The sequence below is a fragment of the Streptomyces sulfonofaciens genome (assembly GCF_014656295.1).
Taxonomy (GTDB): Bacteria; Actinomycetota; Actinomycetes; order Streptomycetales; family Streptomycetaceae; genus Streptomyces; species Streptomyces sulfonofaciens.
Genome location: NZ_BNCD01000025.1, coordinates 21758 through 34165 on the forward strand (window position 1 = coordinate 21758; position 12408 = coordinate 34165).

The 12408-nt window shown below is 71.7% G+C and carries 13 protein-coding genes; 7 read left to right on the forward strand and 6 right to left on the reverse strand.

Annotated features, from left to right (window positions below):
* Window position 1: 1 nt before the first annotated feature.
* The 4 genes from IE313_RS29590 to IE313_RS29605 all read left to right on the forward strand — a co-directional run bounded on the left by IE313_RS29590 (window position 2) and on the right by IE313_RS29605 (window position 2970).
* Entirely contained in the window at window positions 2–436 is a 435-nt protein-coding gene (locus IE313_RS29590) for a DUF8788 domain-containing protein (protein WP_189937638.1), read from the forward strand.
* Between the two features lie 40 nt (window positions 437–476).
* Window positions 477–1028 carry a DUF8788 domain-containing protein gene (locus IE313_RS29595; RefSeq protein WP_189937640.1) on the forward strand — a complete coding sequence of 184 codons (552 nt, stop codon included), beginning with the start codon at window positions 477–479 and terminating at the stop codon, window positions 1026–1028.
* 352 nt (window positions 1029–1380) lie between these two features.
* Window positions 1381–2130 carry a DNA repair protein RecO gene (gene recO, locus IE313_RS29600; protein WP_189937642.1) on the forward strand — a complete coding sequence of 250 codons (750 nt, stop codon included), beginning with the start codon at window positions 1381–1383 and terminating at the stop codon, window positions 2128–2130.
* 45 nt (window positions 2131–2175) lie between these two features.
* Window positions 2176–2970, forward strand: coding sequence for an isoprenyl transferase (locus tag IE313_RS29605; protein WP_189937643.1), 795 nt, complete (start codon window positions 2176–2178; stop codon window positions 2968–2970).
* Between the two features lie 64 nt (window positions 2971–3034).
* Here IE313_RS29605 and IE313_RS29610 read toward each other — a convergent pair whose 3' ends face one another.
* From IE313_RS29610 to IE313_RS29625, 4 genes are all read right to left on the reverse strand, one after another.
* Window positions 3035–3436 carry a Fur family transcriptional regulator gene (locus tag IE313_RS29610; RefSeq protein ID WP_229925070.1) on the reverse strand — a complete coding sequence of 134 codons (402 nt, stop codon included), beginning with the start codon at window positions 3434–3436 and terminating at the stop codon, window positions 3035–3037.
* Window positions 3437–3491: 55 nt separating this feature from the next.
* Window positions 3492–4454, reverse strand: a complete 963-nt coding sequence (locus IE313_RS29615; protein WP_189937645.1) for a metal ABC transporter permease — start codon at window positions 4452–4454, stop codon at window positions 3492–3494.
* Window positions 4455–4475: 21 nt separating this feature from the next.
* A complete protein-coding gene (locus IE313_RS29620) occupies window positions 4476–5144 on the reverse strand; it encodes a metal ABC transporter ATP-binding protein (protein ID WP_229925076.1) in 669 nt (222 codons plus the stop codon).
* 149 nt (window positions 5145–5293) lie between these two features.
* A complete protein-coding gene (locus tag IE313_RS29625) occupies window positions 5294–6316 on the reverse strand; it encodes a metal ABC transporter substrate-binding protein (RefSeq protein ID WP_373317088.1) in 1023 nt (340 codons plus the stop codon).
* A gap of 256 nt (window positions 6317–6572) precedes the next feature.
* Between IE313_RS29625 and IE313_RS29630 the strand changes: the two genes are divergently transcribed.
* On the forward strand, window positions 6573–7955 hold the full coding sequence (locus IE313_RS29630; RefSeq protein ID WP_189937648.1) for a glycine--tRNA ligase: 1383 nt from the start codon (window positions 6573–6575) through the stop codon (window positions 7953–7955).
* A 121-nt stretch (window positions 7956–8076) separates the two neighbouring features.
* Here IE313_RS29630 and IE313_RS29635 read toward each other — a convergent pair whose 3' ends face one another.
* Together IE313_RS29635 and IE313_RS29640 are read right to left on the reverse strand one after the other, a co-directional pair.
* On the reverse strand, window positions 8077–9147 hold the full coding sequence (locus IE313_RS29635) for a chitinase (RefSeq protein ID WP_373317089.1): 1071 nt from the start codon (window positions 9145–9147) through the stop codon (window positions 8077–8079).
* Window positions 9148–9421: 274 nt separating this feature from the next.
* Window positions 9422–10357, reverse strand: a complete 936-nt coding sequence (locus IE313_RS29640; protein WP_189937649.1) for a helix-turn-helix transcriptional regulator — start codon at window positions 10355–10357, stop codon at window positions 9422–9424.
* Window positions 10358–10587: 230 nt separating this feature from the next.
* Between IE313_RS29640 and IE313_RS29645 the strand changes: the two genes are divergently transcribed.
* Window positions 10588–11967, forward strand: coding sequence for an MFS transporter (locus IE313_RS29645; RefSeq protein WP_229925077.1), 1380 nt, complete (start codon window positions 10588–10590; stop codon window positions 11965–11967).
* Window positions 11968–12109: 142 nt separating this feature from the next.
* Window positions 12110–12337: a hypothetical protein gene (locus IE313_RS29650; RefSeq protein WP_189937653.1), complete on the forward strand. Its 228-nt coding sequence runs from the start codon at window positions 12110–12112 to the stop codon at window positions 12335–12337.
* Window positions 12338–12408: the final 71 nt, after the last annotated feature.

A 12408-nucleotide genomic window follows, 5' to 3' on the forward strand; every position in this document is an offset into this window, starting at 1 on the left:
GATGACCACCAAACCGAGGCAGCAGAAGGCGGCGGCCCCCCGGCGCCCCATCTCGATCACCGCAGTGGTGGACTGCGTGGGCGCGCTGGCGGCCGGCAACACGCGGGGCCATGTGTACCTGTACGACACCAACAAGGCCGGCGGGTCCGCCGGTCTGGGCACCGAGCAACTGAGGACCAGGGTCACGGCGGGCGACCAGCTCCTGTGGAACGTGCTGGCGCTGGAGTGCGAGGCGTTCGTCGCCATCGACGGTATCGAGATCGACAAGGAGGTGTGCGAGCCGGTGCGCAAGGTGTACCCGGGCACGGACGTCTCCTACTGGATCGGCACCGTGAAGAAGAGCGGTACCACCGAGGTGCCGTACCAGATCAGGTTCAAGCTGGGGACGCGGGACGAGCCGCTGACCACCGCCCTCTCGCCGGCCCTGGTCGGCTAGGGCGCTCAGGCAGGCTAGCGGCGCGCTCGAAGGAGAGACGTTGACGAACACCAAGCAGGCTGACGAACAGAAGCAGAACCCGGGCCAGCTCAACTCCGTCCAGCTCAACATCGTCACACTGGTCAACATGGAACGGGCGACGGCGACGGGATCGCTGAACGACGCCATGTTCATGATGGACAACAGCGTCGGCGGGACGGGGCAGGGCACCCGGCAGTTGGAGACCGTCTGCAAACAGGGCCAGGTGATCAACTGGATCATCCGGCCGATCGACATGGAACGCCGGATCGACGGCACCTGGCCCCCGATGCCCAAGATCAACAACATCGTGGTGCTGGACACCGAGACGGGGGACGAGGAGGACGTCGCCGAGCGCAAGCTCTTCACCGAGCTGAAGATCTACGGCATGCCGGACCGGATGCGCTCGCCGTACACACCCGTCTACTACTACTGGGCGGGCACGGTCCTGAGCACCGCGCGGCCCGGGGTGTACAAGTACCGGCTGGTGGTGGAGCTGGAGCGGGAGAACTCCAAGGACAAGCTCTACCTGAACACGATCGACCACCCCTCGATCCGGGTGCTCGAAGTCTGACGGCCCCCGCCTGACGGCCCCCGCCTGGCGGCCCCTGTGCCCGTGCCCGGTCCGGCCTCTGCCGGGCCAGGCACGGGCGCCTGCTGGGGGACGGGGTCCCGCACCACGGGACGGCGCAGGGCCGTGCGCGCCGGTGTGCGCCGTCGGCGCGGTTGCGTGGCCGGTGTGCGCCCGGCGGCGCGGTTGCGCGGGGAGTCCGCCGCCGGCGGACCGGCGCGGACGCCGTCCCACGCTCCTCCTCCGCGCACCGGCCCCGCGGGCCCGCCGCCCGCGAGGCCCCCGCGCCCGTGCGCGGTCGCGGGGGTGGCGAGCCGGGGGAGGGCGGGTGCGCGGGGTGCGGGAGAATGGCGCCATGAGCCTCTTTCGGGACGACGGAGTGGTGCTCAGGACGCAGAAGCTCGGTGAGGCCGACCGGATCATCTCGCTGCTGACGCGCGGGCACGGTCGGGTGCGTGCCGTGGCGCGCGGGGTGCGGCGCACCAAGTCCAAGTTCGGGGCGCGGCTCGAACCGTTCTCGCACGTCGACGTGCAGTTCTTCGCCCGTGGCAGCGACCTGGTGGGCCGCGGCCTGCCGCTGTGCACCCAGAGCGAGACGATCGCTCCGTACGGCGGCGGCATCGTCACCGACTACGCTCGGTACACCGCGGGCACCGCCATGCTGGAGACCGCCGAGCGGTTCACCGACCACGAGGGGGAGCCCGCGGTCCAGCAGTACCTGCTGCTCGTCGGCGGCCTGCGCACCCTCGCCCGCGGCGAGCACGCGCCCCACCTCGTCCTCGACGCCTTCCTGCTGCGCTCCCTCGCCGTCAACGGCTACGCCCCGAGCTTCGGCGACTGCGCGAAGTGCGGAATGCCGGGCCCCAACCGGTTCTTCTCGGTGGCGGCCGGCGGCTCCGTCTGCGCCGACTGCCGGGTGCCCGGCAGCGTCGTGCCCTCGGCGGAGGCCCTCACCCTGCTCGGTGCGCTGCTCACCGGCGACTGGGCCACTGCGGACGCGGCGGAGGCCCGGCACGTCCGGGAGGGCAGCGGGCTCGTGTCGGCCTATCTGCACTGGCATCTGGAGCGTGGTCTGCGCTCACTACGCTATGTGGAGAAGACGTAGGAGTATGGGCGTGGACGAAGCAAGGGAAACAGGAGAGTAGGGCGCATGTCAGCACGACGCGGAATCCTCGGACGGCCCCGCCGTGAGTACCGGACCCCCGAGCCGCACCCCTCGGGCGCGCGCCCGCCGAAGATCCCGGGCGAGCTGGTCCCCCAGCACGTCGCGATCGTGATGGACGGCAACGGCCGCTGGGCCAAGGAGCGCGGCCTGCCGCGCACCGAGGGCCACAAGGTCGGCGAGGGCGTCGTCTTGGACGTCCTCAAGGGCTGCCTGGAGCTGGGCGTCAAGAACCTCTCCCTGTACGCCTTCTCCACCGAGAACTGGAAGCGGTCCCCCGAGGAGGTCCGCTTCCTGATGAACTTCAACCGCGACGTCATCCGCCGCCGCCGTGACGAGATGGACGAACTGGGCATCCGCATCCGCTGGGTGGGCCGGATGCCCAAGATGTGGAAGTCGGTCGTCCAGGAGCTCCAGGTCGCCCAGGAGCAGACCACGCAGAACGACGCCATGACGCTGTACTTCTGCGTCAACTACGGCGGCCGCGCGGAGATCGCCGACGCCGCCCAGGCCATCGCCCGGGAGGTGGCCGAGGGCAGGCTGGATCCGGCGAAGGTCAACGAGAAGACCCTCAAGAAGTACCTCTACTACCCGGACATGCCGGACGTGGACCTCTTCCTGCGCCCCAGCGGCGAGCAGCGCACGTCCAACTACCTGATCTGGCAGAGCAGTTACGCGGAGATGGTCTTCCAGGACGTGCTCTGGCCGGACTTCGACCGCCGTGACCTGTGGCGGGCCTGCCTGGAGTACGCCTCCCGCGACCGCCGGTTCGGGAGCGCGTAGCACTTCGAAGGGGCGCGGGAAACGCGTGAGCGACCCGCGCCCCCGCCAGGGCCCCGCAACCCCTTCAGAGCGCCGCGCAGTCCGCGCAGGTGCCGAAGATCTCGACGGTGTGGGCGACGTTCACGTAGCCGTGCTCCGCGGCGATGGCCTCGGCCCACTTCTCCACGGCCGGCCCCTCCACCTCCACCGCCTTGCCGCAGACCCGGCAGACCAGGTGGTGGTGGTGCTCGCCGGTGGAGCAGCGGCGGTAGACGGCCTCGCCGTCCGAGGTGCGCAGTACGTCCACCTCGCCGGCGTCGGCCAGCGACTGGAGCGTGCGGTAGACCGTGGTGAGCCCCACCGAGTCGCCCTTGTGCTTGAGCATGTCATGGAGCTCCTGCGCACTGCGGAACTCATCGACATCGTCGAGAGCGGCCGCTACGGCCGCACGCTGCCGGGTGGACCGGCCTCGTACCGGGGCTGCCACTTTGCCTCCTCCATACTGCTGCAAGGTCATTCTGCCAGGCGTGCACCGCCCCGCGTCAGACGCCGGCCCGGGCCTCGCCCGGTGCCGCGCCGGAGACCATGGTGTCGGAGAAGACGCACTCCGTGTCCGGATCGCCACCGCACGCGACCTCGGGACCCGCCGCGGCACCCCGTCCGGCGGCCCCGCCGCGCTCGGCCGCCGCCCGGGCCCGCCGCCGCGCGAGCGGCGCCGCGAGCGCCGTCAGCAGGACGAACACCGCGATGGTGAGCAGCACGATCGTGGCCCCGGGCGGCACGTTCTCGTAGTAGGACGTGACGGTGCCGCCGAGCGTCACGGCCACGCCCACCGCCACCGCGATCGCGAAGGTCGCCGCGAAGCTCCTGCCGAGCTGCTGCGCCGCCGCCACGGGCACCACCATCAGCGCGCTGACCAGCAGCAGCCCCACGACCCGCATGGCGACCGTGACGGTCACCGCGGCGGTCACCGCGGTCAGCAGGTTCAGCGCCCGCACCGGCAGCCCGGTGACCCGGGCGAACTCCTCGTCCTGGCTGACCGCGAACAGTTGGCGCCGCAGCCCGAGCGTCACCACGACCACGAAGCCGGCCAGCAGGCAGATCGCCCGCACGTCCGCGGGCGAGACCGTGGACAGCGAGCCGAAGAGGTACGAGCCGAGGTTGGCGTTGGAGCCGCCGGGTGCGAGGTTGATGAACATCACCCCGCCCGCCATCCCGCCGTAGAAGAGCATGGCCAGCGCGATGTCACCGCGGGTCCTGCCGTACCAGCGGATCAGCTCCATCAGGACCGCGCCCAGCACGGACACCGCGGTTGCCATCCACACCGGCGAGGTGGACAGCAGGAAGCCGAGGCCGACACCGGTCATCGCCACGTGCCCGATGCCGTCGCCCATCAGGGCCTGGCGCCGCTGGACGAGGTAGATGCCGATGGCCGGTGCCGTGACGCCGACGAGGACGGCGGCGAGCAGTGCCCGCTGCATGAAGGCGTAGTCGAGTATGTCCATGGGGTCAGCGCCTTCGGGGAGTCAGGGTCGGGGAGTGGCGGACGGCGGTCCGTCGTGGACCACACGGCCGTCGCGCAGCAGCACCGTCCGGTCGATCAGGGGTTCCAGCGGGCCGAGCTCGTGCAGTACCAGGAGCACGGACGCGCCGCCGTCGACCTGCCCGCGCAGGGTCCCGGCCAGCACCCGCTGGCTGTCCAGGTCGACCCCGGCCATCGGCTCGTCCATGATCAGCAGCTCGGGCTCGGCGGCGAGCGCCCGGGCGATCAGGACGCGCTGGTGCTGGCCGCCGGAGAGGGCCCCGACCGCGGCCTGGGCGTGGTCCGCCATGCCGACCAGCTCCAGCGCGTGCCGGACGGCGGCCCGGTCCGCGCCGCGCAGCACACCGAAGCGGCTGCGTGAGAGCCGCCCGGCGGAGACGACCTCGGTGACGGTCGCGGGGACGCCGCTCACCGCGGTGGTGCGCTGGGGCACGTAACCGAGCCGCGCCCAGTTGCGGAAGCGGCGCTGCGGTGTGCCGAAGATCTCGATGCTGCCGGCGGTCGGCGGGGTCTGGCCGATGACCGTGCGGAGCGTGGTGGACTTGCCCGAGCCGTTGGCGCCGAGCAGCGCGACGACCTCGCCGCGCCGCACGGTCAGGTCGATCCCGTGCAGCACGGGACGCGAGCCCAGCTCCGCGGTGACCCCGCGCAGGGCGAGGACGGGTGCTCGCGTGCCGGTGTCCCCGGTGCTGCCGGTGTCCCCGCCGCCGTCCGCGGCCGCGGGGCCCTCCGCGGGCTCCTGCGCCCGCTGCCGTGCCCGCTCCCGTGCCCGCTCGCGTGCCCGCGGTGTGCTCGCGGGCCTCACCGCGCACCGGCCCGTGCGCCGGCCGACGTGCCCAGCGCCTTCTGGAGGGCCGCCAGGTTCGCGTCCATGACCTGGAAGTAGTCGCGGCCCCTGGACCGCTTCGTGATGCCCTCCAGGGGATCGAGCACGTCGGTCCTCAGATGGGCGTCGCCGGCCAGGGTCGCCGCGGTCCTGCCGGAGACCAGCGTCTCGTAGAACACGGTCGTCACGCCGTCCGCCGCGGCCAGTTCCTGGAGGTCGCGGACGCGGGCGGGGCTGGGCTCGCTCTCCGGGTCGAGGCCGCTGATCGCCTCCTCGGTGAGGCCGTAGCGCTCGGCGAGGTAGCCGAAGGCGGCGTGCGTGGTGATGAAGACCTTGCCGCGGGTGTGCGCGAGGCCCCGCGTGTACCGGGTGTGCAGCGCGTCGAGCCGCTCGACCAGGGCGGCGGTGTTCGTGCGGTAGGCGGCCGCGTGGCCGGGGTCGGCCTTCTCGAACGCCTTGCCGACTCCCTCGGCGACCTCGGCGTAGCGCACCGGGTCGAGCCAGATGTGCGGGTCGGCGGCCCGGCTGTCGCCCTCCTGCGCGCCGCCCGGACGCGCGTCATGCGCGGCGGCGTGCCCGCCGACCTCGTCGCCGTGCCGCTCCAGCGTGGTCAGGGAGGCGGCGTCGACCTTGGTGGCGATGGGGGACTGGTCGATCGCCTCGTCCACGGACGGCTGCAGGCCCTTCAGGTGGAGCGCGACGTCGGCATCCTCCAACCGGGCCCTCTGCTGGGCGCTGACCTCCAGGTCGTGCGGCTCCTGCCCCGGTTCCGTCAGGTCCGTGACGCTCACGTGGTCCCCGCCGATCCGCTCGGCGAGGAACTGCAGGGGGTAGAACGACGCCACCACCGCCAGCTTCCCGTGCGCGCCCTTGCCGGTGTCGCCGTTCGTGCCGAAGACGGAGCAACCGGTGAGGGCCGTGGCGCAGAGCACGGTGGCGGTGGCCAGGGCGGCCAGCGGGGTCAGAGCGGGTATCGGGCCTGAGCGTCGCTCGTTCATGACTGTCATTTTCAACAAAAGTGGAAATGATTGTCAACAAATGGACCGGACCGTGCCCGGATCGCCTGCTCGCAGGACCCTACCGGCCGCTCCGGGGCCACCCGCGGGCGCTCCCCCGCGGAACAGCCGAACCGATTTGATCCGGGCACCCCGCGCGCCGGTAACCTGAAGCATTCGCCCATCCGTCTCGTGACCTCCCCATCGAGGCGCACGGCGCCGCAGCAGTCCACCGTCAGTCGTCCTAGAAGAGAGCACCGTGGCCGCCGACAAGATCGACACCATCGTCAGCCTGAGCAAGCGCCGTGGCTTCGTCTACCCGTGTAGTGAGATCTACGGTGGTCAGCGCGCCGCCTGGGACTACGGTCCACTGGGCATCGAACTCAAGGAGAACATCAAGCGCCAGTGGTGGCGCTACATGGTCACCTCCCGTGAGGACGTCGTCGGCATCGATTCGTCGGTGATCCTGGCCACCGAGGTCTGGGAGGCCTCCGGTCACGTCGCCACCTTCACCGACCCGCTCACCGAGTGCACGTCCTGCCACAAGCGCTTCCGCGCGGACCACCTGGAGGAGGCGTACGAGGCCAAGCACGGCCGCCTCCCCGAGCACGGCCTCGCGGACGTCAACTGCCCCAACTGCGGGAACAAGGGCCAGTTCACCGAGCCCAAGCAGTTCTCCGGGCTGCTCGCCACCCACCTCGGCCCGACGCAGGACAGCGGCTCCGTCGCCTATCTGCGTCCCGAGACCGCGCAGGGCATCTTCACCAACTTCGCCCAGGTGCAGCAGACCTCGCGGAAGAAGCCGCCGTTCGGCATCGCCCAGATGGGCAAGTCGTTCCGCAACGAGATCACGCCCGGCAACTTCATCTTCCGCACCCGTGAGTTCGAGCAGATGGAGATGGAGTTCTTCGTCAAGCCGGGCGAGGACGAGAAGTGGCACGAGTACTGGATGGAGCAGCGCTGGTCCTGGTACACGGGCCTCGGCCTGCGCGAGGAGAACATGCGGTGGTACGAGCACCCGAAGGAGAAGCTCTCGCACTACTCCAAGCGCACCGCCGACATCGAGTACCGCTTCCAGTTCGGCGGCAGTGAGTGGGGCGAGCTGGAGGGTGTCGCCAACCGCACCGACTACGACCTGAACGCGCACTCCAAGGCCTCCGGCCAGGACCTCTCCTACTTCGACCAGGAGGCGGGCGAGCGCTGGACGCCGTTCGTGATCGAGCCCGCCGCCGGTGTCGGCCGCACCATGCTCGCCTTCCTGCTCGACGCCTACGTGGAGGACGAGGCGCCGAACGCCAAGGGGAAGATGGAGAAGCGGGTGGTGCTGCGGCTGGACCCGCGCCTGGCGCCGGTGAAGGTCGCCGTGCTGCCGCTGTCCCGCAACCCGGAGCTGTCGCCGAAGGCCAAGGGGCTCGCCCAGGCGCTGCGGCAGCACTGGAACATCGAGTTCGACGACGCCGGCGCCATCGGCCGCCGCTACCGCCGCCAGGACGAGATCGGCACCCCGTACTGCGTGACCGTCGACTTCGACACGCTCGACGACAACGCCGTCACCGTGCGCGAGCGTGACTCGATGAAGCAGGACCGGGTCTCCCTGGACCAGATCGAGGGCTACCTGGCCGGCCGCCTCCTCGGCTGCTGAGCGCCCCCGGCGATCCGGACGCCGTTCGTCGCGCGGTTCCCCGCGCCCCCGGCCCGTGCCCCCGGCCAGGGGCGCGGCCCCGCAGGGGGCACGGGGAACCGCGCGACCGGCTCCGGTGCCGTCACCGGCCCTGGAGCGACCTGACGTTGTTCCCGAAGGTCCAGTTCTTCGAACCGTCCCAGTTGAGGGACCACGTCATCAGGCCCTTGAGGCTGGTGCCGTAGTGCTGCCAGGCCTGGGAGACCAGGCTCGGCGACATGTAGCCGCCGCCCGCGCCGGACTGCGCGGGCAGGCCGGGGACCTGCTTGTCGTAGGGGACCCTGACCGTGGTGCCCTGGACGACCAGGCCCTTGTTCAGGCAGTCGGTCTGGGCGACGAAGCCCTGGACGGTGCCCGCCTGGTAGCTGTCGGCGGAGCAGCCGTACATGCTGCCGTTGTAGTACTGCATGTTCAGCCACCACAGGCGGCCGTTGTCCGCGTACTTCTTGATGATGGGCAGGTAGGCGCCCCAGATGGAGCCGTAGGTGATGCTGCCGCCGGTGACGTAGGCGGTCTCTGGGGCCATCGTCAGGCCGAAGTTCGACGGCATCCGGGCGAGCACGCCGTCGATGATGCGGACCAGGTTGGCCTGCGAGGCCGACAACTGGTTGATGTTGCCGCTGCCGGTCAGCCCGGTCTCGATGTCGATGTCGATGCCGTCGAAGTTGTACTCCTTGAGGATCGGCACGATCGTGGCGACGAAGCGGTCGGCGACCGTGCTCGAACTGAGGTCGATGCCTGCCGTCGCGCCGCCGATGGACATCAGGATGGTCTGGCCGGCCGCCTTGGCCTGGCACATCTCGGCCGGTGTGGCGACCTTCACCGTCGAGTCCATCCCGTCCTGCCACAGCGCCGTGCCGTCCGACCTGATGACCGGGAACGCGGCGTTGAGGACGTTGTAACCGTGGGCCGCGATGGCGGAGTCCGTGATGGGGGTCCAGCCGTAGGGCGGGTGGACGCCGTTGGAGGAGCCGTCCCAGTTCTCCCAGTAGCCCTGGAGGACCTTGCCCGAGGGTCTGGACTTGACGGCACAGGTGTCCGCCGCGGACGCGGTCGTCGTGCCCAGGGCCAGCAGGGGGACGAGGCAGGCCGCCGCGAGTGCGGCCCCCAGCAGCCGCGGCCTGCGCAGCAGGTGTGGTGTCCAGCGGGTCATACGGGCCTCCCGGCAGATGTGGGTGTCTTGGACATGACAGTGCAGTGGTCCATACCTGTCGTCAATAGGTCTGGACCTAACTGCGTCTGCCGCGCCAGGCCCGCCCCGTCGTCGGCCGCTCGGCCGCGGGCGCCGTTCGGCCGGCCGCGTCGGCTGACCGGTGCCCTCGTGCTGTCGGTGCCCTCGTGCCGTCGGTGGCCTCGTGTCGTCCGTCAACTCGTGCCGTCAGGCCGGGCGCCGTCGGCTGCTCGGGCCCGTGCCGTCGTCGGCTTCCTCACGCCGGTGCCACGGCCAGTGCGAGCAGCTCCTCCAGGCGCGCCCGGCTCTCGTCGTCCGCCGGCGCGTACGTCACCATGCGCGGGCCGTTGACCGGGCCGAGCCAGAGGTCGCTGTGGTCCACCGTGATCAGCCCCACGTCCGCGTTGCGGAACTGCTTGCGCTTGCTGCGCGGGCCCATCACCTCGTGCCGCTCCCAGGCCTGGCGGAAGTCGGGGGACTCCCGCTGGAGCCGCTTGAGCAGCATCTTCCAGGCGGGCTCTGCCAGGTGCCCGGCCATGGCGGCGCGGAACTTGGCGGCCATCAGCCGCGCGGTCTCGTCGAGCAGGACGATCGAGGCGCGCCAGTCGGGGTTGGTGAAGCACAGCAGCATGCAGTTGCGGTCCTCGGGCGGCAGCGCGTCGAGGTCGCAGAAGAGCCGGCCGTAGGTGCGGTTGTAGGCGAGGATGTCGTACCGGCCGTTCTGGACGCAGGCCGGGAAGGGCTCAAGCTGTTCGAGCAGCAGCCTGATGGCGGGGGTGATGGAGGGGCACGGTGTGCCGGGCGCGGGATCCACGGCGCCGGCCAGGCTGAACAGGTGCGAGCGTTCGCTCGTGTCCAGCATCAGGGTGCGGGCCAGCGCGTCCAGCACCTGGACGGAGACGGTGATGTCCCTGGCCTGTTCGAGCCAGGTGTACCAGGTGACGCCGACCGCGGCGAGCTGGGCGACCTCCTCGCGGCGCAGCCCCGGCGTACGCCTGCGGGCCCCGCGCGGCAGGCCCACCTGCTCGGGGGCGATCCGCTCCCGGCGGCTGCGCAGAAATCCGGCCAGCTCCGATCGTCTGACCTCGGACTCCGATGGGCGCCCCGGCTCCGGCGCCGCACTCGCGCGCCCGGGCTCTTGCGGCTTCCCCGGACCTTGCAGAACCGCTTGCTCCTCGGCCGTGGTGGACATGCGCTCCAGCCTGCCGCATCGCGCAGCCTGTTGCCAGGTACTGCCACTACCAGGACAAGGACACTCTGGTACCACCCTGAGCGGTGGCCGAACCTGGTGGGGTGAGTGACACAGGAATCGACTCGGAGACCAGCCCCGGGGCACCACCGGCAGGCGCCCCCGGCAGCGCTCCCACCTCGGCCGCCGCCCCCCGGACACCCGTCCCGCCCGCCGACCCGGCCGGTGCCGCGGTGCTCCTCGGTGGGCCCGGCCTGTTCACCGTGCTGCTCGGTGCGGCACTGCCCCTGATCGACTTCTTCATCGTCAACGTCGCCCTGCCGACCATGGGCCGTGACCTGGCCGCGGGGGAGGCGGTGCTGGAACTGGTCGTGGCGGGCTACGGCGTCGCGTACGCGGTTCTGCTGGTGCTCGGCGGGCGGCTCGGCGACATGTTCGGCCGCCGCCGGCTGTTCCTCGGCGGCATGGCCGCCTTCGGCCTCACCTCGCTGGCCTGCGGCCTCGCTCCGGACGCCTGGTCGCTGGTGGGGGCGCGGGTGGCGCAGGGGGCTGCGGCGGCGCTGATGCTCCCGCAGGTGCTGGCCACCATCCAGTCGGCCACCTCCGGGCCGCGCCGGGCCCGGGCCATGGGGCTCTACGGTGCGACGGCCGGCCTCGCCATGGTGGCCGGGCAGATACTCGGCGGCGTCCTGGTCGCCGCGGACATCGCCGGTTCCGGCTGGCGCTCGGTGTTCCTGGTGAACGTGCCGGTGGTGCTGGTCGGCCTGGTGCTGGCGGTGCGCACGGTGCCGGAGACCCGCTCCAGGCACCCCGAGCCCATCGACGTGCCCGGCACGCTGCTGCTCGGCGTCTCGCTGCTGACGCTGCTCGCGCCGCTGACGGAGGGGCGCGCCGCGGGCTGGCCGGTGTGGACGTGGGCGGCGCTGGCCGTCTTCCCGTTCGCGGCGTTCGCCTTCTACCGCGTGGAGCTGCGCGCGGACCGGCTGGGCCGTACCCCGCTGGTGCCGCCGAGCCTCTTCGGGCTCGTGTCGCTGCGCCGCGGTCTGCTGATGGTGGTGCCGTTCTCGATCGGGTTCAGCGGCTTCATGTTCGTGATCGCGATCGCCCTCCAGCAGGGCGCGCGGCTCGGCCCGGTGGCCGCGGGCCTGGCACTGGCACCGATGGCCGTGGTCTTCTTCGCGGTGTCGCTGGCCGGTCCGCGCCTGGTGGCCAGGTACGGCACCAGGGTGGTGACCGCGGGCAGCGCGGTGCAGGGGGTGGGCGTGGCGCTGCTGGCGCTGGCCGCCTGGCGGCAGTGGCCCGACCTGGGCCTGCCGGCACTGCTGCCCGGCACCGCGCTGGCCGGTGCGGGACAGGCGCTCCAGTTGCCGGTCGTCTTCCGGATCATCCTCTCCGAGGTGCCGCAGCACCGCGCCGGCGTCGGCAGCGGCGTGATGATCACCACCCAGCAGTCCGCCCTCGCGCTGGGGGTCGCCACGCTCGGCTCGCTCTTCCTGGGCCTGGTGCCCGGAGCCGGTATGCAGAACGCCCTGGTGGCCACGTTGCTGGCCCAGTTGGCCACGGTGCTCCTGACGGGGCTGCTGAGCCTGCGGCTGCCCCGCGCGATCGCCTGAGCCCTGGCCCGGTGCCGGCCGGCACGTGAACGCGCGGTGCGGAAGCCCCCGTTGATGTTGGGCGTGCTGCACACTCCTTGCTGCGGTGCGGAGCGTTCTTCGGGGCGCCCGCCCCCTGCCACGCCGCACAGGAGGAGAGGCCATGCCGGAGATGGACGCGAGCAGAGTCAGCCGCCGGGACGGTGACGGCCGCGAGCACACCGTGCGCGTGCAGCGCACGGGCGCCCGCCGGGTCATCGAGTGCGAGACCTGCGGCTGGCACAGGCCCGCGCAGTTCCTGCCGTGGCTGAAGGCCGAGGAGCACCTGGCGCAGACGCACCGGGCGACGGTGGACGCCGCGGGGGAGGCGCAGGAGCAGCCGGAGCGGTGACCGGCCGGAGCCAGCGGCCCGGTCCGCCCGCGCCCGGGGACGGCCCGTACTCGGCATGCGGTCCGCAGACA